The sequence below is a fragment of the Ruegeria sp. Ofav3-42 genome, from assembly GCF_022347725.1.
Classification (GTDB): Bacteria; Pseudomonadota; Alphaproteobacteria; order Rhodobacterales; family Rhodobacteraceae; genus Ruegeria.
In genome coordinates this window covers 23,412-48,090 of the sequence record NZ_JAKRGB010000014.1, presented here as the reverse complement: position 1 = coordinate 48,090, position 24,679 = coordinate 23,412, and the positions used below count along the sequence as shown (strand labels likewise).

The 24,679-nt window shown below is 58.3% G+C and carries 24 protein-coding genes; 14 read left to right on the top strand and 10 right to left on the bottom strand.

Annotation, left to right across the window (positions count from 1 at the left end; all coding sequences use genetic code 11):
- Position 1: 1 nt before the first annotated feature.
- On the bottom strand, positions 2 to 1,450 hold the full coding sequence (locus MHN28_RS18580; protein ID WP_239344070.1) for an FAD-linked oxidase C-terminal domain-containing protein: 1,449 nt from the start codon (positions 1,448 to 1,450) through the stop codon (positions 2 to 4).
- Between the two features lie 81 nt (positions 1,451 to 1,531).
- On the opposite strand from MHN28_RS18580, the gene MHN28_RS18575 reads away from it, so the two are divergent.
- Positions 1,532 to 2,242: a DUF599 domain-containing protein gene (locus MHN28_RS18575; protein ID WP_239344069.1), complete on the top strand. Its 711-nt coding sequence runs from the start codon at positions 1,532 to 1,534 to the stop codon at positions 2,240 to 2,242.
- Between the two features lie 35 nt (positions 2,243 to 2,277).
- Complete coding sequence (locus tag MHN28_RS18570; RefSeq protein ID WP_239344068.1) at positions 2,278 to 2,625, top strand: hypothetical protein; 348 nt, start codon at positions 2,278 to 2,280, stop codon at positions 2,623 to 2,625.
- Between the two features lie 4 nt (positions 2,626 to 2,629).
- Here the strand turns inward: MHN28_RS18570 and MHN28_RS18565 are convergent, their stop codons facing one another.
- From MHN28_RS18565 to MHN28_RS18550, 4 genes are all read right to left on the bottom strand, one after another.
- Positions 2,630 to 3,115, bottom strand: a complete 486-nt coding sequence (locus MHN28_RS18565; RefSeq protein ID WP_239344067.1) for a flavodoxin family protein — start codon at positions 3,113 to 3,115, stop codon at positions 2,630 to 2,632.
- A gap of 1 nt (position 3,116) precedes the next feature.
- Positions 3,117 to 3,587, bottom strand: a complete 471-nt coding sequence (rlmH, locus tag MHN28_RS18560; protein ID WP_239344066.1) for a 23S rRNA (pseudouridine(1915)-N(3))-methyltransferase RlmH — start codon at positions 3,585 to 3,587, stop codon at positions 3,117 to 3,119.
- A 44-nt stretch (positions 3,588 to 3,631) separates the two neighbouring features.
- Positions 3,632 to 3,991, bottom strand: a complete 360-nt coding sequence (rsfS, locus tag MHN28_RS18555; protein ID WP_058276550.1) for a ribosome silencing factor — start codon at positions 3,989 to 3,991, stop codon at positions 3,632 to 3,634.
- A gap of 164 nt (positions 3,992 to 4,155) precedes the next feature.
- Complete coding sequence (locus MHN28_RS18550) at positions 4,156 to 5,508, bottom strand: mechanosensitive ion channel family protein (protein WP_370645750.1); 1,353 nt, start codon at positions 5,506 to 5,508, stop codon at positions 4,156 to 4,158.
- A gap of 253 nt (positions 5,509 to 5,761) precedes the next feature.
- Between MHN28_RS18550 and leuC the strand changes: the two genes are divergently transcribed.
- The 6 genes from leuC (at position 5,762) to leuB (ending at position 11,869) form a co-directional block, all read left to right on the top strand.
- Positions 5,762 to 7,165 carry a 3-isopropylmalate dehydratase large subunit gene (gene leuC, locus MHN28_RS18545; RefSeq protein ID WP_239344065.1) on the top strand — a complete coding sequence of 468 codons (1,404 nt, stop codon included), beginning with the start codon at positions 5,762 to 5,764 and terminating at the stop codon, positions 7,163 to 7,165.
- A gap of 37 nt (positions 7,166 to 7,202) precedes the next feature.
- Complete coding sequence (locus tag MHN28_RS18540; RefSeq protein ID WP_239344064.1) at positions 7,203 to 7,754, top strand: HdeD family acid-resistance protein; 552 nt, start codon at positions 7,203 to 7,205, stop codon at positions 7,752 to 7,754.
- 42 nt (positions 7,755 to 7,796) lie between these two features.
- Positions 7,797 to 8,402 carry a 3-isopropylmalate dehydratase small subunit gene (gene leuD, locus MHN28_RS18535; RefSeq protein WP_239344063.1) on the top strand — a complete coding sequence of 202 codons (606 nt, stop codon included), beginning with the start codon at positions 7,797 to 7,799 and terminating at the stop codon, positions 8,400 to 8,402.
- A gap of 384 nt (positions 8,403 to 8,786) precedes the next feature.
- Entirely contained in the window at positions 8,787 to 9,566 is a 780-nt protein-coding gene (locus MHN28_RS18530; protein ID WP_239344062.1) for a hypothetical protein, read from the top strand.
- Positions 9,563 to 10,591 carry an endonuclease/exonuclease/phosphatase family protein gene (locus MHN28_RS18525; RefSeq protein ID WP_239344061.1) on the top strand — a complete coding sequence of 343 codons (1,029 nt, stop codon included), beginning with the start codon at positions 9,563 to 9,565 and terminating at the stop codon, positions 10,589 to 10,591. The genes MHN28_RS18530 and MHN28_RS18525 overlap by 4 nt, the downstream gene beginning before the upstream one ends.
- A 174-nt stretch (positions 10,592 to 10,765) precedes the next feature.
- Positions 10,766 to 11,869 carry a 3-isopropylmalate dehydrogenase gene (leuB, locus tag MHN28_RS18520; RefSeq protein ID WP_239344060.1) on the top strand — a complete coding sequence of 368 codons (1,104 nt, stop codon included), beginning with the start codon at positions 10,766 to 10,768 and terminating at the stop codon, positions 11,867 to 11,869.
- 58 nt (positions 11,870 to 11,927) lie between these two features.
- Here leuB and MHN28_RS18515 read toward each other — a convergent pair whose 3' ends face one another.
- Entirely contained in the window at positions 11,928 to 14,111 is a 2,184-nt protein-coding gene (locus MHN28_RS18515) for a transglycosylase domain-containing protein (protein ID WP_239344059.1), read from the bottom strand.
- A gap of 258 nt (positions 14,112 to 14,369) precedes the next feature.
- On the opposite strand from MHN28_RS18515, the gene MHN28_RS18510 reads away from it, so the two are divergent.
- The 3 genes from MHN28_RS18510 (at position 14,370) to MHN28_RS18500 (ending at position 16,526) form a co-directional block, all read left to right on the top strand.
- On the top strand, positions 14,370 to 14,708 hold the full coding sequence (locus tag MHN28_RS18510; protein WP_170336579.1) for a P-II family nitrogen regulator: 339 nt from the start codon (positions 14,370 to 14,372) through the stop codon (positions 14,706 to 14,708).
- A gap of 33 nt (positions 14,709 to 14,741) precedes the next feature.
- Positions 14,742 to 16,067: an ammonium transporter gene (locus tag MHN28_RS18505; protein ID WP_239344058.1), complete on the top strand. Its 1,326-nt coding sequence runs from the start codon at positions 14,742 to 14,744 to the stop codon at positions 16,065 to 16,067.
- Between the two features lie 135 nt (positions 16,068 to 16,202).
- Positions 16,203 to 16,526 carry a hypothetical protein gene (locus tag MHN28_RS18500; protein WP_239344057.1) on the top strand — a complete coding sequence of 108 codons (324 nt, stop codon included), beginning with the start codon at positions 16,203 to 16,205 and terminating at the stop codon, positions 16,524 to 16,526.
- Between the two features lie 90 nt (positions 16,527 to 16,616).
- On the opposite strand, the gene MHN28_RS18495 is transcribed toward MHN28_RS18500, so the two are convergent.
- Complete coding sequence (locus tag MHN28_RS18495) at positions 16,617 to 17,801, bottom strand: amino acid aminotransferase (protein ID WP_239344056.1); 1,185 nt, start codon at positions 17,799 to 17,801, stop codon at positions 16,617 to 16,619.
- Positions 17,801 to 18,655 carry a 3-mercaptopyruvate sulfurtransferase gene (gene sseA, locus MHN28_RS18490; RefSeq protein WP_239344055.1) on the bottom strand — a complete coding sequence of 285 codons (855 nt, stop codon included), beginning with the start codon at positions 18,653 to 18,655 and terminating at the stop codon, positions 17,801 to 17,803. The genes MHN28_RS18495 and sseA overlap by 1 nt, the downstream gene beginning before the upstream one ends.
- An 828-nt stretch (positions 18,656 to 19,483) precedes the next feature.
- Here sseA and MHN28_RS18485 point away from each other — a divergent pair.
- Positions 19,484 to 20,590 carry a transporter substrate-binding domain-containing protein gene (locus MHN28_RS18485; protein ID WP_239344054.1) on the top strand — a complete coding sequence of 369 codons (1,107 nt, stop codon included), beginning with the start codon at positions 19,484 to 19,486 and terminating at the stop codon, positions 20,588 to 20,590.
- Positions 20,591 to 20,703: 113 nt separating this feature from the next.
- Here the strand turns inward: MHN28_RS18485 and MHN28_RS18480 are convergent, their stop codons facing one another.
- On the bottom strand, positions 20,704 to 21,267 hold the full coding sequence (locus MHN28_RS18480; protein ID WP_239344053.1) for a helix-turn-helix domain-containing protein: 564 nt from the start codon (positions 21,265 to 21,267) through the stop codon (positions 20,704 to 20,706).
- A gap of 106 nt (positions 21,268 to 21,373) precedes the next feature.
- On the opposite strand from MHN28_RS18480, the gene ilvD reads away from it, so the two are divergent.
- Together ilvD and MHN28_RS18470 are read left to right on the top strand one after the other, a co-directional pair.
- On the top strand, positions 21,374 to 23,206 hold the full coding sequence (gene ilvD / locus MHN28_RS18475; protein WP_239344052.1) for a dihydroxy-acid dehydratase: 1,833 nt from the start codon (positions 21,374 to 21,376) through the stop codon (positions 23,204 to 23,206).
- 115 nt (positions 23,207 to 23,321) lie between these two features.
- A complete protein-coding gene (locus MHN28_RS18470) occupies positions 23,322 to 23,771 on the top strand; it encodes an NUDIX hydrolase (protein ID WP_239344051.1) in 450 nt (149 codons plus the stop codon).
- A gap of 9 nt (positions 23,772 to 23,780) precedes the next feature.
- On the opposite strand, the gene MHN28_RS18465 is transcribed toward MHN28_RS18470, so the two are convergent.
- Complete coding sequence (locus MHN28_RS18465; protein ID WP_239344050.1) at positions 23,781 to 24,599, bottom strand: sulfotransferase family protein; 819 nt, start codon at positions 24,597 to 24,599, stop codon at positions 23,781 to 23,783.
- Positions 24,600 to 24,679 lie beyond the last annotated feature (80 nt).

The window sequence follows — 24,679 nt, the reverse complement described above, 5'->3', positions numbered from 1 at the left end:
ATTATTCTGCAGCAATCCGCGCTTCACGACGAGCCTCGGACGCATCCAGCGGGAATACCTTGGCGGGGTTCAGCAACCATTTGGGATCGAACACATCCTTGACGGCCATCTGCGCCTCAAGGTCCACAGGCGCGTATTGATGAGACATCAGATCGCGCTTTTCGATGCCGACGCCGTGCTCACCTGTCAGACAACCGCCAACATCCACGCAGAGCTTCAGTATATCGGCACCGAAGGCTTCGCATTTCTCAAGATCACCCGGTTTGTTGGCGTCGAACAGGATCAGCGGGTGCATGTTGCCGTCACCTGCGTGGAACACGTTGCCGACCGGCAGGCCGTATTCCTTGCTCATCTCGCCGATCCGGCGCAGAACTTCGGGCAATGAGGACACCGGGATCGTACCATCCAGACACATGTAGTCGTTCAACTGCCCCATCGCGCCAAAGGCCGATTTGCGCCCCAGCCAGATTTTCGCGCTTTCTTCGGCGGACTGGCTTTCGCGCAGCTCGACCGGGTTGTGGCGCTTGGCGATCTCGATGATCTTTGCCAGTTGAAAGTCAATTTCAGCCTCGGACCCTTCAACCTCGACAATCAACAATGCGGTGCAGTCAGGGTAACCCGCATGGGCGAAATTCTCGCAGGCCTGGATGCACAAGGTGTCCATGAACTCGATCGCCACCGGCAGAATGCCGGATTTGATGATATCCGAAACGCATTCCCCCGCGACCTCGTTGTCATCAAAGCCCATCAGCACGGGCCGCGCGCCTTCGGGTTTGCGCAGAATGCGCAGCGTGGCTTCGGTCACGACACCCAACTGGCCCTCAGACCCGCAGATGACACCCAACAGGTCCAGCCCGCCGGAATCCAGATGAGCACCGCCGATGTCGACGACGCTGCCGTCCATCATGACCATCTTCACGCCCAGCAGGTTGTTGGTGGTCACGCCATATTTCAGGCAATGTGCGCCGCCAGAGTTCATGGCGATGTTGCCAGCAATGGCACATGCCAATTGCGACGACGGATCGGGCGCATAAAAGAAGTCATCCTCCTCGACTGCCCCGGTCACGCTCAGATTGGTACGCCCAGTCTGTACGCGGATGAAACGGTTGTCATAGTCGACCTCCAGCACCTCATTCATCCGGGCGATGCCCAGGATGACGCAATCCGCCGTTGGCAATGCGCCGCCCGCCAACGAAGTACCTGAGCCACGCGGTACAACGGGCACGCCTTCTTCATTGCAGATTCGCAAAACGTCCGAGACCTCTTGCGTGGTGGAAGGTAGAACCGCCAGCATCGGAGGGCATTTGTACGCCGTCAACGCATCGCATTCATATGCGCGCGTCTCAGACGGCTCGTGAATCACTGCGTCTTCGGGCAGGACATGCAACAAACGTTGAAGAACCACGGCCTTACGGCGCAGAACGTCAGGATTTGGCGTTGGCATTTCCATGGCTGATCCTCCATTTGGTAAAATAATATTACCAATTTCTGCGTCTGGCAAGTTCCGATCTCTGGTCCTAATGTCGCGGGCATGACATGGATCGACCGGGCACAATTGTTTTCGCCGCTAGATTATGCGGCCATCGCCGTGTTGCTGATCGCGTGGTTGTGGATCGGCTGGCGGATCGAGAATCCGTCGCCGAACAAGAACTCAGTCACGATGATGATGGATGACTATCGCCGGGACTGGATGCGGGAAATGGTTACCCGGCAGCCCCGGATGTTCGACGCGCAAGTCGTCGCAGCGATGCGGCAAGGCAGTACGTTCTTCGCCTCGACCATGATGATCGCGATCGGGGGCGGGCTGGCCTTGCTCGGCAACACCGAACGCCTTGCTGGTGTGGCCAACGATCTGGCCATCGGCCGCGCACCGGCCATGGTTTGGGAGGTCAAGATCCTGATCGTCATCCTTTTTCTGGCCAATGCGTTCCTGAAATATGTCTGGGCTCATCGGTTATTTGGCTATTGTGCCGTTCTGATGGCAGCGGTCCCCAACGATTCGTCAGACTCGCTGGCTTACCCCCGCGCCGCACAGGCAGCCGAGATCTGCGTCACTGCCGCGCGCAGCTTTAATCGTGGTCTGCGCGTGACCTATTTCGCATTGGCGTCCGTTGCATGGATTCTTGGCCCCGTGGCCCTGATACTGGGAACGATGGTCACATTTGGCGTCCTCTATCGGCGCGAGTTTGCCTCGCATTCCCGCCGGGTCCTGCTGTCTCAGCCGCGTAACACAGATTCGTGATCGCGATGCGGCCTGTGACACCCTACAGTCGCCACATGCGATACTTGATTCTCAGCCTTCTTCTGGCCAGCCCGGCCGTGGCCGACCCTTCAATGATTGAAAATGTGACCGCAAGTCAAAGCGGCGATACATGGCGATTCGATGTTACGATCCGACATCCCGATACTGGATGGGATCACTTCGCGGATGGCTGGCGCGTTCTGGACATGGACGGCAACGAACTGGGAATGCGCGTGCTGCACCATCCGCACGAGAATGAGCAGCCCTTCACCCGGTCGCTGGCAGGGGTCGTGATCCCAGATGGTACCGCGCAGGTCCAGATTCAGGCGCGGTGCAATGTCGACGGCTGGGGTGACGAGAAAACGCTGGTCACCCTGAACTGATCCTTCAGAACACACCCAATGTCAGGCCCGCGCCCAGCGCCGCACCGACATCTCGGCATTGGTCCAGCTGATCCTGCGGAATGGTCTTTTCAGCGAGAATAGCCTCGGGAGTCTGAGCATGCGTGCAGATGATCAAAGGGGGTTGCACCTCTTTCAATCGCCAACCCGTAGCGATGCGCGCGGTTTGCCGGGCCGCGTTTTCACCGTCTGAACCCGCACAGATCATCTGGGCGTAAGGACGCCCCTCAATTCTGCCCAGCACCGGGTAATAGTTGCGATCAAAGAAATCCTTCATGACCCCCGAGATCGCCGCCAAATTCTCGGGCGCACAAAAGATATAGCCGTCAGCATTCAGCAGGTCTTCGGGGCAGGCTTGATCTGCAGGTTTCAAGGTGATCTCAGCTTCTTCACGCGCGCCCTCTGCTGCGGCTTCGGCCATCTGGCGGCTGCCGCCAGTGCGCGAATGGTAGACGATCAACAGCTGCGCCATGTCAGACCCGGTGATAAGGGCCGCCGGACAGAATGGTCGCGGCCCGATAAAGTTGTTCGGCCAGCATCACACGGACCAGCATATGGGGCCAGACCATCGACCCGAAGGAGAGGGAAAATTCGGCCTCAGCCCGCAGATTAGGGTCTATTCCGTCGGCTCCGCCAATGATTAGCGCCAGATCCTGCCGCCCGGCATCGCGCCAACCACCCAGCTTTTGTGCAAAATCCGGCGAGGACATCACCCGCCCCCGTTCATCCAACGTGCAGATCACCGCACCCTTGGGCAGCGCCTTGCGCAACAGAGCGGCCTCGGCGCCCATGCCTGCGTTTTTCTTGTCCTCAACCTCGATCACGCGTGCGGGACCAAGCCCCAGCGCGCGGCCGGTCCGGTCAAATCGGGTCAGGTAATCGTCAAGCAGGGTCTTCTCCGGTCCGGCACGCAATCGCCCGACCGCACAAATGCTTATACGCATATTTCTCTCGCCTCCGGCCTGTTAATGCAGGCCGGGATGGCGCCTCAGTTCGCCGAGGCGCTGCCGCCCTGAGGCAGCCACATCTTTTCCAGCTGATAGAATTCACGCACTTCGGGGCGGAAGATATGGACGATCACGTCGCCCGTATCGATCAGCACCCAGTCGCCGGCATCCTTGCCTTCGACCTTCGAGGTGAAACCGAATTCCTGCTTGATGCGATCCGTCAGCTTTTCCGCCATGGCCGAGACCTGACGGGTCGACCGACCCGAGGCAATCACCATGTGATCCGCAACAGACGATTTGCCCTGCAGGTTGATCTGCACGACGTCTTCGGCCTTGTCATCGGAAAGTGAGGAAAGGATACGTTCAAGCAGCTTGTCGCTGATTGACTGAGAGTGGGCCATTACACTGGCCCCGTCATCGGCGGGCAAACCCGCCTGGGTATGTAGAGACAGGACATAGTCCTCCTTTGCTGCGCGCCGCCAAACCCCGGCGCAGGGGTACTAATAAGGTAACAAGCGGATTGCAACATTTCAATGAAAGGGCGCTGGCAGGGCCGCACGGGCGGTCACTCTTTGGCGATCTGTTGCTGCTCTGCGTCGTCGGACAGCAGCCGAACTTCGCGCTGCGGGAAGGGGATTGATATCTCTTCGGCTTTGAACGCATCCCACAATGCCAGATAGACATTGCCCCGGATATTGGTCAGCCCCTTGGTCGGATCACTGATCCAAAACCGCAAAACATAGTCCACGCTGCTGTCGCCAAATCCGGTGATATGGCAAACCGGTTCGTGCGAGCCACCGCTGAGGACACGCTTGACTGCTTTCACCGCCCGGATCGCCGTTGCGCGCACCTTGTGCGGGTCGTCGTCATAGCTGGTTCCAAAATCCAGATCCAACCGGACGAATTTGTCCGAATGCGACCAGTTCACCACCTGATTGGTGATCAGATCTTCGTTCGGGATCAGATACTCCCGCCCGTCCCGTGTCACGACCGAGACGTATCGCGCGCCCAGCGCATTGATCCAACCGAAGGTGTCGCCCAGCGAGATCACGTCTCCGGGTTTGATAGACCGGTCCATCAGAATGATGATCCCGGAGATCAGGTTGGACACCACCTTTTGCAACCCAAAACCGATCCCGACGCCGATGGCACCCGACAGAAGCGCGATGCCGGTCAGGTCGAATCCAAGCGTCCGGATGGCAACCATAAAGACCGCGCCATACAGCAGAACCTGAATGCCCTTGGCCAACAGGACCTGCATTGATGGGGTGATGTCGTCATTGTTCATCAGCCCGCGCTCGGCCGCACGAGTGCCCAGGCGGGCCAGCGTCAACAAGACACCGATCAGCAAAATGGCCTTGAGAATACCCAGCGCCGAGATGTGCAGATCACCGATAGAAATCGCTACACCGTCCAGGAAACCGGCCACGTCATCGGTGAGATTCAGCGCAATCAGCGTTGCATAGACCCACATAGCCCATTTGAAGATGCGCCTCAGGGTGCGATTCCGCACCAGCCGCGCCACCAGGGCAATCGCCAGCCACGCAATCGCCAGAGTTGCGATCACGCCAATGATATAGCTGCGCGACGGCCACGTGACATGCTGCATGATCAGGTAGAGCGACCAGGACATGACTACGAAATAGACCAGCGTCAGACGCCGCATCAGCTGCACCAGAACGCGCAGACGCCACTTGGGCCAGCCTGTTCGTGCGCGCGCCCATGCGTCCCAACGCCCTTGTGTCATCAGCTTCAGGATGAAGGCCAGCGCCCACAGAAAAAGAATGATGATCAGCTGGTATTGTCGCCAGCCCGGCGTGACGATCAGTTCGACCAGATTTCCCAATTGCGAGGAAAACCCCGCAACCATGTTGTCATAGAGATCTGCTAGAGAACTGGGAATAAGGTCTTGGTTCATGAACATCTCCTGCGGGCCAGCTTGGACAGCGTTGCCGCGCGATGCAAGCTGGACGCAGGATTGAACCTTGATTGACGCGTAAGCCCGATATATCTGAGGCGCATGAGAGTCGATCTGACCCCAGCACCTACGTTGCAAGACCGCACGCGCCTGCGTGAACGGTTCTTTGGGGCCGCCCGCACGGTTCTGGCACGCCTATAAGCGGCGTCCAGCCACTCGCCAGCTATTTCTCATTACATACGGGAGAGGACCAATGTCCCCCAAAACACTCTATGACAAGATCTGGGATGCCCATGTCGCGCACGAAGCCGATGATGGCACCTGCCTGCTGTATATTGACCGCCATCTGGTGCACGAAGTCACAAGCCCGCAGGCGTTCGAAGGCCTGCGCATGGCGGGCCGCAAAGTGCGCGCACCCGAAAAGACCATCGCCGTGCCGGATCACAACGTTCCCACCACGCCCGACCGGGTGAATGGGATCGAAAACCCCGAATCGCGCATTCAGGTCGAAGCGCTGGACAAAAATGCCAAGGATTTCGGTATTCACTATTATCCGGTGAATGACGTCCGTCAGGGGATTGTGCATATCGTCGGCCCGGAACAGGGCTGGACTCTGCCCGGCATGACCGTTGTCTGTGGCGACAGCCACACCGCCACCCATGGCGCGTTCGGTGCACTGGCTCACGGCATCGGTACGTCCGAGGTTGAGCATGTTCTGGCCACGCAGACACTGATCCAGAAGAAATCCAAGAACATGAAGGTCGAAATCACCGGCAAATTGCAGCCGGGCGTGACCGCCAAGGACATCACTCTGGCCGTGATTGGTGAGACCGGCACAGCTGGCGGTACCGGTTATGTCATCGAATATTGCGGTGAAGCGATCCGCGATCTGTCGATGGAAGGCCGCATGACCGTCTGCAACATGGCGATCGAAGGCGGTGCCCGCGCTGGCCTGATCGCGCCGGATGAAACCACCTTTGAATATGTCAAAGGCCGCCCGCATGCTCCGAAAGGTGCCCAGTGGGAAGCGGCTCTGAACTGGTGGAAAACTCTTTTCACCGACGAGGACGCGCATTTCGACAAGGTCATCACCCTGCGTGGCGAGGACATTGCGCCGGTCGTCACATGGGGCACCAGCCCCGAGGATGTTCTGCCAATCACCGCAACCGTGCCGCAGCCCGAAGACTTCGAAGGCGGCAAGGTCGAAGCAGCCCGTCGCTCGATCGAATACATGGGTCTGGAAGCCGGTCAAAAGCTGAGCGATGTGGAAATCGACACTGTTTTCATCGGCTCGTGCACCAACGGCCGTATCGAAGACCTGCGTGCTGCAGCCGAGATTTTGAAGGGCAAAAAGATCAAAGACGGCATGCGCGCCATGGTCGTTCCCGGTTCTGGACTTGTCCGCGCGCAGGCCGAAGAAGAAGGCCTGGCTGAGATCTTTAAGGAGGCCGGATTCGAATGGCGTCTGGCAGGATGCTCGATGTGTCTGGCGATGAACCCGGATCAGTTGCAGCCGGGCGAGCGCTGTGCCGCAACCTCGAACCGCAACTTCGAAGGCCGTCAGGGTCGTGGCGGGCGCACCCATTTGCTGAGCCCGGCAATGGCTGCCGCGGCGGCAATCACAGGACGGCTGACAGACGTGCGTGAATTGATGTAAGGTCCCCTCATATCTAGATATTTGAGGGATTGAAAACATGAGTGACTGGGTCAAATGGCTCCTGCTGGGGCTTCTATCTATCGCGTTCGGCATCTTTGTGCTGGGCGCGCCATATGTGGCGTCGATTGCCGTCACCGTGGTCACGGCCGTGCTTTTGCTGATCTCCGGCGCCCTGCAGGTGGTCAGCGGATTCTCGGTCGAAGGGGCCGGTAACAAGATCCTGTCTTTCATCATGGGGGCGGTGATGCTGTTTCTGGGGTGGTCGTTTCTCGACAACCCGCTGGAGGGCACGCTGACCTTGGCCACGGTGGTTCTGATCCTGTTCATGGCGGGCGGAATCGCCCGGATCTTTCTCTCATTTCAAATGCGGGGAACGCAGTTTTTCTGGCCAACGCTGATCTCAGGCATCTTGTCGATCATACTGGCAGGTATCATCTGGTCTTATGCAGCGGCAGAGCCGTCAGTTCTGTTGCGTCTGCTAGGCATTCTGTTGGGTATCGAGATGTTGTTCAACGGGTTCGGATTGGTCTTCATGGCGCTTTTCGTCAAAAACGCGCCAAACGAAACGACAGAAGCAAAAGAAGCTTAAACGCGGGATACGGGCGCGGCCCTCTCTCGCAGGAGTGTAGACATGGAAAAGTTTGACAAAGTCCACGGGGTGGCCGCCCCAATGCCGCTGATCAATATCGACACCGATATGATCATCCCAAAGGTACACCTGAAAACAATCAAACGGTCCGGCCTTGGCGTCGTGCTGTTTGACGAGATGCGCTATCACGATGACGGTCAGGAGAACGAAGAGTTCATCCTGAACAAACCCGCCTATCGCGAGGCCGAGATTCTGGTCGCGGGCGACAATTTCGGCTGCGGCTCGTCGCGGGAACACGCGCCGTGGGCGATCAAGGATTTCGGCATCAAGGTTGTGATCTCGACCAGCTTTGCCGACATCTTCTTCAACAACTGCTTCAAGAACGGCATCCTGCCCATCGTGGTTGAGGAAGAGCACCACGCCGTTCTGATGGAAGACGCGCAAAAGGGCGAAAACGCCCGCATGACCGTGCATCTGGAAGATCAGCAGATCACCACATCGGATGGCGTTGTGATCGCCTTCGATATCGACCCCCACCGCAAGCACTGCCTGCTGAACGGTCTGGACGATATCGGTCTGACGATGGAGAAAGACCACCACATCGACAAATTCGAAGATCACGCAAGCCAGGCCCGCCCCTGGGTGTGATTCCAAGAACGAATCTGTGGATACTCAACTTATCGGGGTCGCTGCGGCGGCCCCGTTCGCATTCTTGGGGTTTTAGCTTCAGCAACCACAACATGTAGTGAGCGGTCGCTGATACACGTCCAATTTGCGACACAAATGATGCAAAGGCGCACCAGTTTCGCCATCATTTTGCCCGAAATCACATGTTTTCTGCACCTTGGCTTGAGCGGATTGCCGCTTATCGCCAGTGTTGGCGATAATAGAGGTCTCCGGCGGAGAATGCGTCGGATGCAAGATGGGACAGAGCCGTCAAAGAATAAGAAGCGGCCAATCCGGTGTGAAAGGGTTTGGATAGTGATTGCGCGCACAACAGGGGCGGCGATTCGGGGACTATTGGTTGCACTAATGGTGCTGACACCCGCGTTGTACCTGCCTGTAACGTCTACGAATGGGACCGAGATCGTCGTCTTTCTCGCCATTCTGGCGTTCTTCCTGACGTTTGCGGAATACAACTCTGCCTTTCCCAGCTTTATCGAATTCCGCGACGCGCCCCCTGTGAACCGTTTGCGTTTTGTCGGGCTGATGTCGATGATCACGTTCCTGACGCTGATCTGCAAAAACGCGTATGCGCCGACGACTCTGACAACAACATTCTATTCAGTAGGACTGGGTGTCGCCAATGTGGTCGATTTCCCGTATTCGCCCGTTCGGCTGATCATCCTTATGCTGCCCGCCGACGCAAGCGCACATTTGATCGAACTCGTTCGCATTTCCGCCAGCGTCGCTTACGTCGCCGCCTTAGTCACCATTGGCAGCTTTGTATATGCGGTGAAAGTGCGCGGTTGGCCCACGGGGAATGGTGCCTTCAATGTCTGGACCAATCTGCCGTTGTTTGACCCAACCAAGGGTGGAGACGTGGTAACGCGCCTTCAGCGTGACGGACGCCTGAACATTTCAATCGGAATTCTGCTGCCGTTCCTGATCCCGGCCCTGATCAAATTGCTGACGGAATACGCGGACCCGATTTCGCTAAGCAATCCTCAGACCCTGATCTGGACCCTGAGCGCATGGGCGTTCCTGCCTGCCAGCATGATCATGCGCGGTATCGCGACCCTGCGGATTGCGAACCTGATCGTCGAAAAACGGCGAGCCTATTCCACAGCCGAGTCCACGCAGACCGCATGATCCGCATCCTTATCCTGCTACTGTTGCCCGTTCTGGCGCAGGCAGAGACGGTGCGTGTTGCCACCTATAATACCGAACTCAGCCGCGACGGGCCGGGCTTGCTGCTGCGCGACATTCGTCGCGGTGAAACCCAAGTCATGGCAGTTGTCGATGTTCTGGCTCAAGCTCATCCCGATATCGTCGCTTTGCAGAGCATCGACTGGGATTTGGATGGTCTGGCACTTTCGGCCCTAGCCGACCGGTTGCGGGAAAATGGCGTCGATTACCCTTACCAATTTGCGATCCAGCCAAACTCGGGCATGGAAACTGAACTGGATCTGGATGGTGACGGCCGCACCCACGGCCCAGGCGACGCGCAGGGTTGGGGCCGTTTCACCGGACAGGGCGGACTGGCCGTGTTGTCGCGCTATCCCATCGCTTTGGAAGAAGCACAGGATTTCTCGACGGTGTTGTGGCGGGATTTACCTGGCGCAGAACTACCCGCGACTGACGCAGGTCCCTACCCTTCTGAACAGGCGCAGAGCATTCAGCGGTTGTCTTCTGTGGCGCATTGGATTCTACCCATCAACACGCCGGTCGGGCCACTTGATCTGATGACCTTTCACGCCGCGCCGCCGGTGTTTGACGGGCCAGAGGATCGTAATGGCCTCAGAAACAGAGACGAAATTCGTCTGTGGTCCGCGGTGTTGGATGGAAAACTCGGGCACACGCCGGGCGGCCCGTTCGTAATCGCCGGGGACGCCAATCTGGACCCGTTTCGTGGAGACGGGCGCAAAGAAGCAATCCTGGGCTTGTTGGCCGATCAACGCCTGCAAGATCCACAACCCGGTGACCCTGCGGGAGCGTTGACGACCGTAGTTTGGAAAAGCGTCGGTCCGATGCGGGTTGATTACGTTCTGCCCTCTGCCCATTGGACGGTGGTGGACGCCGGGGTGTACTGGCCCGCGGCAAGCACGAAAGAACGCGAAGCCGCCGAGGCCGCCAGCCGCCACCGGCTGGTGTGGGTTGATCTGGCAAAGAACTAACGCTTCGGAGCGCTGCAAAATGGCCCAGAGAATCAGGGCTGCGCAATATTTAGCCCTGGAACAGAGCCTCTGAGACATAAACTTAAATTTCCCCGCAAACAGACAGGTTCGTCTCATTGACCCGATGCCGCGCAAGCGCTAGGGCCTGTGCTGTAAAACGCAAGGAGATCCTTCATGTCCAACCCCTCGCTCCTCATCCTGCCCGGAGACGGAATTGGCCCCGAAGTCATGGCCGAAGTGCGCAGAGTCATCGACTGGTTCGGTGCCAAACGCGGCCTGGAATTCGACGTGAGCGAGGATCTAGTGGGCGGTGCGGCCTACGACGCGCACGGCAAGCCCCTGTCGGACGAAACCATGGCCAAGGCGCAAGAGGTTGATGCGGTTCTTCTGGGTGCCGTAGGCGGCCCGAAATACGACGATCTGGATTTTAGCCTCAAGCCCGAGCGTGGCCTGCTGCGCCTGCGCAAGGAAATGGATCTGTATTCCAACCTGCGCCCTGCCCAGTGCTTTGACGCGCTGGCCGATTTCTCGTCGCTGAAGAAAGACATCGTTGCCGGCCTCGACATCATGATCGTGCGCGAGCTGACTTCGGGCGTCTATTTCGGTGAGCCTCGCGGTATCTTCGAGGAAGGCAACGAACGTGTTGGCATCAACACCCAGCGCTATACCGAATCCGAGATCGAACGCGCCGCGCGTTCGGCCTTTGAACTGGCAATGCGCCGGAACAAAAAGCTGTGCTCGATGGAGAAAGCCAACGTGATGGAATCGGGCATCCTGTGGCGCGAGGTCGTTGACCGTGTCGCCAAGGATTACCCCGAGGTCGAACTGAGCCATATGTATGCTGATAACGGCGCGATGCAGCTGGTGCGCGCGCCCAAGCAGTTTGACGTCATCCTGACCGACAACCTGTTCGGCGATATCCTGTCCGACTGTGCCGCGATGCTAACCGGGTCGCTAGGCATGCTTCCTTCGGCGTCGCTGGGTGCCCCGATGGCCAATGGCCGTCCCAAGGCGATGTACGAGCCGGTCCACGGTTCGGCCCCCGACATTTCTGGTCAGGGCAAAGCCAACCCGATCGCCTGTATCCTCAGCTTTGCAATGGCACTGCGTTACAGCTTTGATCAGGGCGCTGAGGCGGATCGTCTGGAAGCCGCGATCGAGAAGGTTCTCGCTGACGGAGTCCGCACCGGCGACCTGCTGGCCGATGAAGGCGTCACGCCCGTTTCGACTACAGAGATGGGTGACGCCATTCTGGCAGCCCTCGACGAAAGCCTCTGATCAGGTCTTCACTATTTGAAAAGGCGGTGCCCACTGCACCGCCTTTTCCTTTGCCCAGTCAATTGCCGAAGATGTTGTTCAGCAGGTTATTGATGGCCCGATCCAACCCGGTTTCTTTCTTTCGGCGCTGTTGCTGCGGCTGCGCCGTGCGCACCGGAGGTTCAGGCGCCATCATTGGCAGCGGCGTCGGCGTCATACCCTCGGTCACGCGCAGCATGGTTTCTTTCCAGATTTCAGCCGGCAACCCGCCCCCGGTCACACCAGACAAGGGGGTGTTGTCATCATACCCCATCCAGACACCTGTTACGTAATCCGCCGTAAAACCAATGAACCAGGCGTCCCGGGCAGCCTGAGTGGTGCCGGTCTTACCGGCCACCTGCCAACCGGGCAGCTGCGCGCGCCCACCGGTGCCCTGAGACACCACACGTTCCATCATCCAGGTCAGTTGCTTGGCCGCGCTATCGTTGATGACCCGCTCGCCGATACCGCTTGTGGTCACCATCATTGGCGTTTCGTCGCCCAGCAGTTTCAGCTCGGACAGACCATAGGGTTCAACGGCCGACCCCCCGTTTAGGATACCGGCATAAGCTCCCGTCATCTCGATCAGCGTGCTTTCCGACGCGCCCAGCGCCAACGCCGGACCTTGGGCCAGATCACTTTCAATTCCGAACTCGCTGGCAACGGTGCGGACATTATCCAACCCGGCGATTTCGGCCACTTTGACGGCTGGAATGTTCAGCGAGTTTTTCAGCGCATCCGCCAGAGTGACCCGACCGTAGTACTTGTTGGTATAGTTCTTTGGGCACCACTGACCCGAGCCGGGAATGTTCCAGCATGTGGGTTCATCCACAACAATGTCCAGCGGTGAATAGCCCAGTTCCAGCGCCGTTGCGTAGACAAACGGCTTGAACGAAGACCCGGTCTGCCGCAAAGCCTGCGTCGCCCGGTTGAACGCGCCAGACACCCGCGTCTTGCGCCCACCGACCATCGCGCGAACGGCACCGTCCGCAGACATTACGACAATTGCTGCCTGTGCCTTGGATCCTTCGCGCACCTTTTCCTGAAAGATGAACTTCAGCGCCTCTTCCGCCGATTGCTGCAGGCGTTGATCCAGTGTGGTCTTGATCACCACATCATCCGTTGTATCCGAGCCAAAGAAACTGGGTAACTCGGTGATGACCCAATCGGCGAAGTAACCCCCTGCCCGCGCAGCTGCGGCCTCGGACAGTTGTGCAGGTCTGCTGCGCGCACTGCTGGCCTGCGAGGCTGTCAGATAGCCTTGCGCCTCCATCAGCCCGATCACCAATTGCGCCCGATCCTGAGACCGTTTGAGGTTATTCGTTGGGGCATACCGTGTGGGGGCCACCAGCAGACCGGCCAGCATGGCGGCCTGTGACGGGCTCACCTCGGCTGCCGAGATACCGAAATAGCGTTGGCTGGCCGCCTCGAACCCACGCGCGCCAGCGCCAAGGAAGGCCCGGTTCAGATAGATGGTCAGGATTTCGTCCTTGGAGTATTTCACCTCCATCGCCATCGCATAGACCGCTTCCTTGGCTTTGCGCCACAATGAGCCCTGACGGCAATCCGATTCATACGCGGCCTCGGATTCCCATTCACTGGGTACGTAAGGCACGCCCAGACACAACAGTTTGGCCGTCTGCTGCGTTATCGTTGACCCGCCATGGCCAGACAGCGGGCCGCGCCCTTCGCTCAGGTTGATGCGCACGGCGCTGGCAACACCGCGCGGGCTGACGCCGAAATGGCGGTAGAACCGCTTATCCTCGGTCGCGACCACCGCGTTCTTCAGGTGGGGCGAGACGGTATCCGCCGTGATGACGCCGCCGAACTGGTCGCCGCGCCAGGCAAAGACCTTGCCATCGCGATCCAGCAGAGTCACCGATCCGCGCGCGCGCCCGTCCAATAATGCGTCGACATCTGGCAGGGTGGAATAGACGACGCCCACGGCCAGCGCCAACAGCAAAGCGGCCACTGCGCCCATGCGCCAGGTCACACCCCAGATCACCCGCCAGACCCAACGGAACAGCCGGCGGAAGAAACCACCGCCGCCGCCAGACGTCTTGCGTGTTTTCTTTCGCGCGGTCTTGCGCGTTGTCGTTTTCCGAGCCGTCGCCTTTTTACCGGCGGGCTTTGCGGCACGTTTTGTTGCCGTGGGTTTACGCCCCTTCGAAGGGTATCTTTTGTCCGCAACAAGCGGTGTCTTTCGGCGCCTGGACTCAGTCATGCTCAAACTCTGCCCGGTTATCATTTTGACGCACCATACCCTGCCATAGCCATGAAGTAGAGGTATGATTTTCCCTTTAACACCCTCCATACTTCGCCCTCTTTTTGGGCAGAAGCGTTTTTTTGTGCAAAAATTGTGCACCTAAGCCCTGTTTCCCCTGCGTCCCGCAGCCCTTGCCGTTTCTTAACACGGTCAGGCGCGCTCTTTTTCTGCAGGTGCAAACAAACCGGGCAGACCGGGGAAGCAGAGGGGAAAGACGTGAAACTGATCATTGCGACAATCAAGCCGTTCAAGCTGGAGGAGGTGCGCGAGGCACTGACCGACGCGGGCGTGCGCGGCATGATGGTGACCGAAATCAAGGGCTTCGGCTCGCAATCCGGTCACACGGAAATCTATCGCGGCGCCGAATACGCCGTGAACTTTGTACCCAAGATCAAACTGGAAATCGTGGTGCCCGCCACGATGGCCGACCAGATCGTCGAGACCATCACCAAAACCGCCAAGACCGGCAAGATCGGTGACGGCAAGATTTTCGTCCTTGATGTCGAGCAGGCCCTGCGCGTGCGGACCGGGGAAACGAACGAAGAGGCGCTGTAAGCGCCGCCACTCACATACATTCGAGGAAGTCACATGAACCTGATGAAATCTCTCATCCCTGCCGCTGCGATCGTCGCGCTGCCGCAGATGGGCCTCGCGCAAGAGGCCGCCGCTGGCGAAACCGCGCAGCACACGCAATACATCCTGACGTCGCTGCTGTTTCTGGTCGGCGGCTTCCTGGTGTTTTGGATGGCGGCGGGCTTTGCCATGCTCGAGGCCGGATTGGTGCGCTCCAAAAACGTTGCCATGCAGTTGATCAAGAACATGGGCCTGTTTTCATTTGCCGCCATTATGTACTGGCTGGTCGGCTACGGCCTCATGTACCCCGGCGACGGCTGGATGATCCCCGGCGTGCTGGGCGCGATCTCGCCTGCATCGCTTGAGGCAGTTGGTTTGGACGGTGTGAATGCAGACCTGTCCTACGCAACAGTTGGCTCGGACTTCTTCTTTCAGCTGATGTTCTGCGCGACCACCGCGTCCATCGTTTCGGGCACCGTGGCCGAGCGGATCAAACTGTGGCCCTTCTTCGCCTTCGTGATCGTCCTGACAGGCATCATCTACCCGATCGAAGCATCCTGGCAGTGGGGCGGCGGCTGGTTGTCCGAGATGGGCTTCAGCGACTTCGCAGGCTCGACCCTGGTGCACGCAGCTGGTGGATTCGCAGCACTGGCCGGTGCCATTGTGCTGGGCCCGCGGATCGGCAAGTACAACAAAGAGGGCAAGGTTGTTCCGATCCCCGGCTCGAACCTGGCGCTTGCCACTCTGGGTACGTTCATCCTGTGGCTGGGTTGGTTCGGCTTTAACGGCGGTTCGCAGCTGGCCATGGGCACCATTGGTGACATCGCCGATATCAGCCGCATCTTCGCCAACACCAACATGGCCGCTGCAGCGGGTGCCGTTGCTGCCCTGATCCTGACGCAGGTGATGTACGGCAAGGTTGACCTGACCATGGTCCTGAACGGCGCGCTGGCCGGTCTGGTATCGATCACCGCTGAACCGCTGGCCCCGTCGCTGTTCCAGGCGCTGATCATCGGTGCCGTGGGTGGCGTGATCGTTGTCCTGACCGTTCCGATGCTGGACCGCATGAAGATCGACGACGTCGTCGGTGCCATCCCGGTTCACCTGATCGCAGGCTTCTGGGGCACCTTCATCGTTGCCTGGACCAACGGCGACGCGTCCTTCGTGACCCAGATCATCGGCTTCGCTGCCATCGGTATCTTCGTCTTCGTGGTCAGCTTCATCCTCTTCTCGATCCTCAAGGCTACGGTTGGCCTGCGGGTTGGCGAAGAAGAGGAGATCAACGGCCTGGATATGGGCGAGCTGGGTATGGAAGCGTATCCTGAGTTCTCCAAGGGTTAAAACCAGAGTTAACCACTCGAAGGCCGGGCGTTCGCGCCCGGCTTTTTCGTTTTTTGGTTATTAAACTTGTGGAAAAAGTCGTCCGTTTAGGGTCTGATCTTCACAACCCAAAACTCCCGAGCTCCTTGTATTTAGTTGACCAAATCATCAGACACACCACGGTTGCAGCTGTCCCGCCTTCGTGACATCGGCTGGAAGCTATGGGACCCTATTGGTCTGCTGGGACCTGAAGACAATTGGCAGGACGAAGAATGCGCGCCGTTCGCTGACGAATACGACACATATCTGCAAAGGGCCGCGGGAATGCTGCGCAGGGGAGAAGAGCGCCGAAGAGTTGTCGACTACCTTGTTCAAATCGAAACTGTGCACATGGGTTTGGGAGAGAGGAAAAGCTCTCGCAAACGAGCCGAGGACGTGACGGACGCAATCATCGACGACAAAGAGCTTTGGACCCGGTGACCGCAGTAAACCTGATCGGCCCTGCCGTTCAAACCCCAAAAAAGAGCCGCGCTGGGTAGCGCAGCTCTCTGTCATCATTATCGATAGCGCTCAGACGCCGACGTCGACAATCGCCTTGGCCAGGATCGGCACGGTGTTGGCGTTGAGGCCCGCAATGTTCAAACGGCTGTCGCCGACCATGTAGATGCCGTGATCAGCGCGCAGCTTTTCGACCAACTCCGGGGCCGCCCCCAGACGCGAGAACATGCCGCGGTGCTGTGCGACAAAGCCAAAGCGGTCGGACCCGCTCAGGCGCTGCAGCTCGTCGGCCAGTTGCTGACGTAGGCCCAGCATCGAGAGGCGGACCTCTTCCAGTTCAGCCGCCCAGTCAGCGCGCAAGGCTTCGTCGTTCAGGATCGTCGTCACGACCCGCGCGCCGTGATCCGGCGGGAACGAGTAGTTCTGACGGTTCAGAAACGCCAGGGTGGACTGGTTCAAGGCCGTCTGCGCCGGATCATCGCTGATCGCCATCAACAGGCCGGTGCGCTCTCGATAGACACCGAAATTCTTCGAGCACGATGCCGCGATCAGGCAGCGCTTGACTGACGAGGCCACCAGGCGGGTCGCCTGTGCGTCTTCTTCAAGACCGTCGCCAAAGCCCTGATAGGCAATATCGATCATTGCCACGAGGCCGCGCTCGTTGATGAGGTTCACGACCTCCTGCCACTGCACCATGTTCAGGTTTGCGCCCGTCGGGTTGTGACAGCAGCCGTGCAGCAGAACCACGTCGCCTGCTTTCGCGGTCTTCAGATCCTCGATCATGCCGTCGAAATCGACGCCACGGGTTTCACCGTCAAAGTACCGGTACTGGACTGTCTCCATGCCCAGGTAGTTCAGGATCGACAGGTGGTTCGGCCAGGTAGGGTTCGATACGAACACACGCGCCGAAGGGTTGGCCATGCGGATCATCTCGAACGCTTGCCGACAAGCGCCAGTGCCGCCCGGTGTCGCAACAGCGGCGATATTGCCGCGCGGGACCGAAGTGCCGAGGATCAGGCCAATCATCGCGTCGGCATAGGCCGGATCACCCGCCAGACCGGTATAAGCCTTGGACTCCTGCTCTTCGAGGATACGCTTTTCCGCCGCTTTCACCGCACGCATCACCGGGGTCACGCCCTCGGCATTCTTGTAGACGCCAACACCCAGGTCGATCTTCTGATCGCGCGGGTCTTCGCGATACGCCTGCATCAGCGCCAGAATCTTGTCGGCAGGCTGCGGTTTGAGGTTTTCGAACATCAGTTCTCTCCGGTTGCGACGGGCAGGGTCGGGAAGGCACCCCATTCAGCCCAGGAGCCGTCATAAAGCGAGTGGTCTTTCTTGCCTATGCGTTCAAGCGCAAGGCTGAGGATCGCGGCAGTTACGCCCGACCCGCACGAAGTGATCGCCGGTTTCGACAGGTCGACGCCAGCGGCCTCGAACACGGCACGGCAATCGTCGGGCGATTTCATCGTGCCGTTCTTGTTCAGCAACGTCCCAAAAGGCACGTTGCGCGATCCCGGAATGTGACCCGAACGCAGGCCCTCGCGCGGTTCGGTCCCGGTTCCGGCAAAGCGGTCGGCCGAACGCGCGTCAATGATCTCGTGATCTGCCAACTTGGCGGCGGCCGATACCTGCGTGACATCGCGAACAAGGTGGTTCTGGACCCGAACCGTCATGTGGCGGTCGCGGATCACGGGCGGCAGGTCTTCGATCTCACGTCCTTCAGCCTGCCATTTGGGCAGACCGCCATCCAGAACGGCGATGTTTTCCTGCCCCATTAGCCGGAACAGCCACCAAACGCGGGCTGCCGACATCAGACCTGCGCCGTCATAGACAACAACCTGATGACCGTCGCCTACGCCCATGGCCCGCAAGCGCGACATGAATTTCTCGACCGGCGGCGCCATGTGAGGCAGGTCCGAGCGGTGATCGGAAATCTCGTCGATATCAAAGAACCGCGCACCGGGGATGTGGGCCGTGTCATATTCGGCCTTTGCGTTGCGTCCCTGCTGCGGCAAATACCACGACCCGTCCAGCACCCGCAGATCCGGGTCCTTGAGATGGGCGGCAAGCCATTCGGTAGAAACGAGGGTTTTCGGATCGTCCTGCATCAAAGCCTCCCCTAAACGCGCTTGGTTTGTCCCTATACGCGCGCGCATGAGGGTTCAAGGCTGGATGGGATGTTGTACCGCTAACGGGCGTGTCCTGAGTGGAAAAACTGAATAATCCTGCGATGGACATGACGGCGCAAGCCGCTCAGGGTCATCATGGCGTACACCAAAAAAGAACAGAACGGACGCAAACCGTGCAGCGGTTGGGAAAGAGCCATCGTGATCGAGTTCAGGCGAGATAATTTGCGCCGTTTTCCTCGTATTTCCTCGTAGGTCGATTCTTAAACATCGTTTCCCACGCTCTGGTAAACCTCGCAAAATGGCCTGACGGCTGAATTCCGTCTGAGAGGCCAAATCTGTTTGGCTCAGAGGGCGGATTACAATACATATCTGATTTTATTGTCAGAAATGATTACGCCTGAAAATTCTGTAGCCGGGTCACTCCGTTCAAAGCCAATTCTTGCAGTTAGTCCCAAGCAACATATCTGTGGCTCCACCGAAGGTTGAGCGTAAAAATGCGCCTTTTTTGCCTAAAAATAGCCGGTTTTCCCAACGTCACTTGGGCCTGGAGAATCTGCAATACTGCCTGCGCGATGTCTGCAGTTTTCACCACCACAACCACCGCACTCTGCGCAGGGAATACGAGAGATTTTGTTAGATAGGAAATACGTGTTTCTCGGATCCCCATCCAATTTGGAATTGGTGTGTCGCTACATTCCCAGCAAGCCAGAACCGCAAGGATAATGGGCGACCGTAACAGGGCAATAGAACAAAAAAATCCCGGGGCCCTTTTGCAACCAAAGAATACTCACCCAACAGGAGAACGAAATGAATAACGCTGGAATTAAGTTTAGCCTCATGGCCCTGGGCCTGGCCGCCTTAATCTCGCCAATCAGTGCCTCGGCACAGGTCGCATGTGAGCCGTATACAGTAAAAGTAGGGGATACGCTGGCAACCATTTCAGAAACTGCCTACGGCTCCAGGGATTACCAGATCATTTTTAACGCGAACCGGAATGCCGTTGCCGGAAATCCGAACAATCTGACACCCGGGACGGTCCTGAATCTGCCTTGTGCAGACGGTCGTCTGACTGCAACAACGCAGTTCAATGAGGTTGTTGAACGAGAAGAAGAAAAAGCCGCAAAGATCAAACCCAGAAACGTATATGAGCCTCCGATCCGTCTTTTGGCCGGCAACGATTGGGCGCCTTATACAGACGAAGGCCTGTCGGGCGGCGGATTCCTGATGCGACTGACGACAACTGCGCTTCATCGTGCTGGCAACAAACGCGAATTCAATCAAGGCTGGGTGAACGACTTTAACTCGCATCTGTATACGCTGCTGCCCGCCGGGGCGTATGATATCGCGGTTGCATGGGTCGTTCCGGACTGTGCAAAAAACCCCGATGCGATGGGCGAGGACAGTCTTTATCGTTGCAACGGGTTTTATGCATCCCAACCTCTGTATGAATCCGTGGTGGGATACTTCACCTTGCCTGACAGCAAATACGCCAGCGCGACCTCCATCGAAGAGCTGGAAGGCGCCGTATTCTGCCGAATGGAAGGGTTCTTCACCAACGACCTGGAAGAAGCCGGTCTGGTTGAGCCCAAGATCACTCTTGTCCGCCCCCGCACCCCTGAAGAGTGCATCGAAGCGGTCATGAATGGTACGGCGGATGCAACGGGGATGGCCATCCAGCAAGCCAACGGCGCGATTGCGGCGGTGGGGATGGAGCACGAAGTTGTTCAGAATGAGAACTTCACGCACCTGTCCACCATCCGTCTGCTGGCGCACAAGTCCAACCCGTACGGGCTGCAGTACATCTCGATGCTGAACAACGGCCTGAATGAGATGCGCCAGTCCGGCGAATGGTACGATATCGTTTCCAGTTCGCTGGCCGAATACAGCGCCCAGAACCTGGCTGCGTCCAACTAATGGCCCCAACCCTCATGCACAGCGCTGTTTAGGCGCTGTGCATTGCCTCGGCATAGGACCACGCTCGGCTTAGTCGCCTGCACTCAGCGAAGTCACACCAAACTCACTTGAAATTAGCTACTCGGCACCGCATCCGCAGGTTGCGCGTAATGATGCATATTCAGAAATACCGCGCCATCCGCCCCGGCGCGATAGCCGTGCGGCAGATCCGCCGCAAAGCGCAAACCCTGCCCCGCCTGCAACGGAACCCAGTCTCCGTCGCGCAAGATTTCCAGCGAGCCGTTCAGCACAAAGACTTCTTCGGTGACGCCGGCGGCATGGGCTGGGGACTCGTGGCTTTGGTTCGGTGCAAGGTCGACGTGAAACGTCTCGGCCCCCAAAGCGGGGTCAAAGGGAAAGACGATCTTGACCTCGATGCTGCCGGGAAAGGTCACAGTCCGGAAGACGCCATTGCTGGTCGTGTCGCGCAGCGCCCCGGACCCGATCAGGGCACTCAGCGGCAGCTGGAACCCCTTGGCAATTTTCCACAGCGTTGCGATGGTCGGGCTGGATTCGCCACGTTCGATCTGGCCCAACATGGCTTTGCTGACCCCGGTCATCTCGGCGACTTTGGACAGGCTCAGCCCCGAGGCCGCCCGCACATCCCGTAGCTTCAGCGTTATTTCGTCCGGTGCCATTGTCTCGTCTCTCGAATCCTCTTGTGCGTTATAGCGCACATGTGGTACGTGCGCTATAACGTACGCATCCCGAATATCGCAACCGGGGCAAAAGGGAAACAGCATCATGCCAATGTACCGATCCAGAACCTCTACCCATGGCCGCAATATGGCCGGTGCCCGTGGCCTGTGGCGCGCCACAGGTATGGGCGATGACGATTTCGGCAAACCGATCATCGCCATCGTCAACTCATTCACCCAGTTTGTGCCTGGTCACGTGCACCTGAAGGATCTGGGCCAGATGGTTGCGCGCGAGGTTGAGGCCGCAGGCGGTGTTGCGAAAGAGTTCAACACCATTGCGGTGGATGACGGTATCGCCATGGGTCATGACGGCATGCTTTACTCGCTGCCCTCGCGCGAAGTCATCGCGGATTCGGTCGAATACATGGTGAATGCGCACTGCGCCGATGCGATGGTGTGCATTTCGAACTGCGACAAGATCACCCCGGGCATGCTGATGGCCGCCATGCGCCTGAACATCCCGGCGATCTTTGTCTCGGGCGGTCCGATGGAGGCCGGCAAGATCGACATCGCCGATCTGGACGTCAAGAAAATCGATCTGGTCGATGCCATGGTTGCCGCGGCGGACGACAAGTTAACCGACGAACAGGTCCAGCATATCGAAGAAAACGCTTGCCCGACCTGTGGGTCATGTTCCGGTATGTTCACCGCAAACTCGATGAACTGTTTGGCCGAAGCGCTGGGTCTGGCGCTGCCGGGCAACGGCTCGACGCTTGCCACGCATGCCGACCGTAAGAACCTGTTCCTAGAGGCCGGTCGTCGGATCGTTGAGATCACCAAGCGGCATTACGATCTGGACGAAAAAGGCTTCCTGCCCCGCGAAATCGCCACCTTCGACGCGTTTGAAAACGCGATGAGCCTGGATATCGCTATGGGTGGTTCGACCAACACGGTTCTGCACCTGCTGGCCATTGCGCATGAGGGCGAGGTGCATTTCACCATGTCCGACATGGACCGCCTTAGCCGTCAGGTGCCATGCCTCTGCAAGGTCGCTCCCAACACCGAAAACGTTCACATGGAGGACGTGCACCGCGCCGGTGGCATCTTCTCGATCCTCGGCGAGCTTAGCCGCGCCGGTCTGCTGCATGAACACTGCAGCACCGTGCATTCGGCCACGATGGGCGAGGCGATTGCCAACTGGGACATCAAGATTGCCAACAACCCGGCGGCGCAGGACCTGTTCAAAGCGGCGCCGGGTGGCGTGCGCACAACGCAGGCCTTCAGTCAGTCGAACCGGTACAAAGAACTGGACACCGACCGCGAAGGCGGCGTGATCCGGTCCAAGGAGCACGCGTTCAGCCAAGACGGCGGTCTGGCGGTTCTGTTCGGCAACATCGCGCGCGACGGCTGTATCGTGAAAACCGCGGGCGTGGATGCAAATATCCTGCAGTTCACCGGCTCGGCCTATGTCTGCGAAAGCCAGGATCAGGCGGTTAACGACATCCTAACGGGCAAGGTCAAAGAGGGCGACGTGGTGGTGATCCGCTATGAAGGCCCGCGCGGTGGTCCGGGGATGCAGGAAATGCTGTATCCGACCTCGTACCTGAAATCCAAAGGTCTGGGCAAAGCATGCGCGCTTCTGACCGACGGTCGCTTCTCGGGCGGTACATCGGGCCTGTCGATTGGCCATGTTTCACCTGAGGCCGCCGAAGGTGGTGAGATCGGACTGGTTAAGAACGGCGACAAGATCGAGATCGACATTCCAAATCGTACGATCCATCTGGCCGTTTCAGACGAAGAACTGGCGGCCCGTCGCGACGAGCAGGACGAAAAGGGCTGGGTGCCCGCCGCGCCGCGCAAGCGCAAAGTGTCTACCGCACTCAAAGCCTATGCCAAGCTGGCAACAAGCGCTGCGAAAGGTGCTGTGCGCCAAGTGTGACGACGTGGTTTTCAAGCCACTAAAACTGCAATAGCTTCAAAGGCCCCGCTGATATGGTTAGCGGGGCCTTTTTCTTTTGCATTCAATATTACCCACAGCACAATCGGTGAGAAAAATGACATTCTGGCGCCCGCATAAAGGTATCCGCGTCAAAGCCATCGGCTTGCATTGGCGGGGGGACAAACTCCTCGCTGCTGAAGTTCCGGATGACACCGGCCGTATCAAGGGCGTGCGTCCTTTGGGTGGATCGGTCGAATTCGGCGAAACATGGCACAACGCCCTGAAACGTGAGTTCAGGGAAGAACTTGATGTAGCGGTTGAGATCAGTGGGCAACCAATGGTGATCGAGAACCTGTACCAGCACGAAGGCCATCAGGGGCATGAGGTCATCTTTGTGGCAGAGGTGACAAGCGCCGAGCTACTGGCCCGTCCTGACGGTCCAATCTTATTCGCCGAGGATAATGGGATGCGGTGCACAGCACGATGGTTCGACCCCGAGACGCTGGATATCGGCGGTCCGGAACTCTACCCAACAGGCCTGAAAGAACGTCTAGTCAATCGCTGAACCGTTCGCTCAATCGCCCAGCTTAGCGTGAACTTCGTCCAGATCGATCTCGCCAATGGGCATCTTATTGGCCGGGTTTTCAAAGTCGTATTTGAACAACTCGAAATCCTGTTTGTAGATTTCATAGACCAAGTGCATCGACAGATCATCAAAGTAGTCCTCGACCGGATGCTGCCGCTTGGGCCCATGCCCTTCGGATTCATTGAAACGCGGGATTTCGGACAAGTTCACCGCGTGCGGCGTCTCCAACTCATCCAATACACCCTGCATTCCGTCGTTGAACTTCTCGGTCCAGAAAATCTGATCATACCGCCCGCCGTTCACGATGAAAGTCGAGACATGGCCTGACATGGCCGACCAGTGAATGTCAGGATCCATCGGGCGCCGCCAACGGATCGTATCGCGCGCGAATAGCAGGAATCGGCGGAAGCTGGCGATCTGATCGAACTCACCCTTGCCGTCATCGCCGCCGACCTCAATCCCGTAGTTGTAGATCAGTGTGGGCACCAGATTGCCGCGATACCGCTTTCCGTTACGCTGGATGCCGCAGATCTTGTCGAAGAACGAGCTGAGGATCCGGGTGTAGGGATTGCGCACGCAAGTAAAGGCCAGGGACTTGTGATCCCGCACATTGCCCGAGATTTGCGCCTGGCTAGGGCCGAATGCCCATTTGTGCATCCCGTCCTTCGCGTCGTGAATATCGCCGTCAAAGAAATGCCCATGATCCGAATAAAACATAATCTGACCAATGGTCGAGCACGCGCATTTCGGCACCACACGGTAAACCATGCTTTCGCTTTCGGTCATCCATGTACCGGGAAAACCCATATGCTGTGCCTCCTTTGCCGATCTGGTCTCAAAATGACGCGCCAGCATTTGAAACCAAAAAACCAAAAATATTCTGTTTA

Bases quoted from the DNA above. Each gene is read 5' to 3' on its own strand.
- MHN28_RS18480 (WP_239344053.1), bottom strand. From the start codon at position 21,267: ATGGCACCGGACGAAATAACGCTGAAGCTACGGGATGTGCGGGCGGCC.
- MHN28_RS18540 (WP_239344064.1), top strand. From the start codon at position 7,203: ATGAGTGACTGGGTCAAATGGCTCCTGCTGGGGCTTCTATCTATCGCG.
- leuB (WP_239344060.1), top strand. From the start codon at position 10,766: ATGTCCAACCCCTCGCTCCTCATCCTGCCCGGAGACGGAATTGGCCCC.
- MHN28_RS18575 (WP_239344069.1), top strand. From the start codon at position 1,532: ATGACATGGATCGACCGGGCACAATTGTTTTCGCCGCTAGATTATGCG.
- MHN28_RS18570 (WP_239344068.1), top strand. From the start codon at position 2,278: ATGCGATACTTGATTCTCAGCCTTCTTCTGGCCAGCCCGGCCGTGGCC.
- MHN28_RS18565 (WP_239344067.1), bottom strand. From the start codon at position 3,115: ATGGCGCAGCTGTTGATCGTCTACCATTCGCGCACTGGCGGCAGCCGC.
- rlmH (WP_239344066.1), bottom strand. From the start codon at position 3,587: ATGCGTATAAGCATTTGTGCGGTCGGGCGATTGCGTGCCGGACCGGAG.
- rsfS (WP_058276550.1), bottom strand. From the start codon at position 3,991: ATGGCCCACTCTCAGTCAATCAGCGACAAGCTGCTTGAACGTATCCTT.
- MHN28_RS18525 (WP_239344061.1), top strand. From the start codon at position 9,563: ATGATCCGCATCCTTATCCTGCTACTGTTGCCCGTTCTGGCGCAGGCA.
- MHN28_RS18505 (WP_239344058.1), top strand. From the start codon at position 14,742: ATGAACCTGATGAAATCTCTCATCCCTGCCGCTGCGATCGTCGCGCTG.
- leuD (WP_239344063.1), top strand. From the start codon at position 7,797: ATGGAAAAGTTTGACAAAGTCCACGGGGTGGCCGCCCCAATGCCGCTG.
- MHN28_RS18485 (WP_239344054.1), top strand. From the start codon at position 19,484: ATGAATAACGCTGGAATTAAGTTTAGCCTCATGGCCCTGGGCCTGGCC.
- leuC (WP_239344065.1), top strand. From the start codon at position 5,762: ATGTCCCCCAAAACACTCTATGACAAGATCTGGGATGCCCATGTCGCG.
- MHN28_RS18550 (WP_370645750.1), bottom strand. From the start codon at position 5,508: ATGAACCAAGACCTTATTCCCAGTTCTCTAGCAGATCTCTATGACAAC.
- MHN28_RS18495 (WP_239344056.1), bottom strand. From the start codon at position 17,801: ATGTTCGAAAACCTCAAACCGCAGCCTGCCGACAAGATTCTGGCGCTG.
- MHN28_RS18580 (WP_239344070.1), bottom strand. From the start codon at position 1,450: ATGGAAATGCCAACGCCAAATCCTGACGTTCTGCGCCGTAAGGCCGTG.
- ilvD (WP_239344052.1), top strand. From the start codon at position 21,374: ATGCCAATGTACCGATCCAGAACCTCTACCCATGGCCGCAATATGGCC.
- MHN28_RS18530 (WP_239344062.1), top strand. From the start codon at position 8,787: ATGGTGCTGACACCCGCGTTGTACCTGCCTGTAACGTCTACGAATGGG.
- MHN28_RS18515 (WP_239344059.1), bottom strand. From the start codon at position 14,111: ATGACTGAGTCCAGGCGCCGAAAGACACCGCTTGTTGCGGACAAAAGA.
- MHN28_RS18465 (WP_239344050.1), bottom strand. From the start codon at position 24,599: ATGGGTTTTCCCGGTACATGGATGACCGAAAGCGAAAGCATGGTTTAC.
- MHN28_RS18470 (WP_239344051.1), top strand. From the start codon at position 23,322: ATGACATTCTGGCGCCCGCATAAAGGTATCCGCGTCAAAGCCATCGGC.
- sseA (WP_239344055.1), bottom strand. From the start codon at position 18,655: ATGCAGGACGATCCGAAAACCCTCGTTTCTACCGAATGGCTTGCCGCC.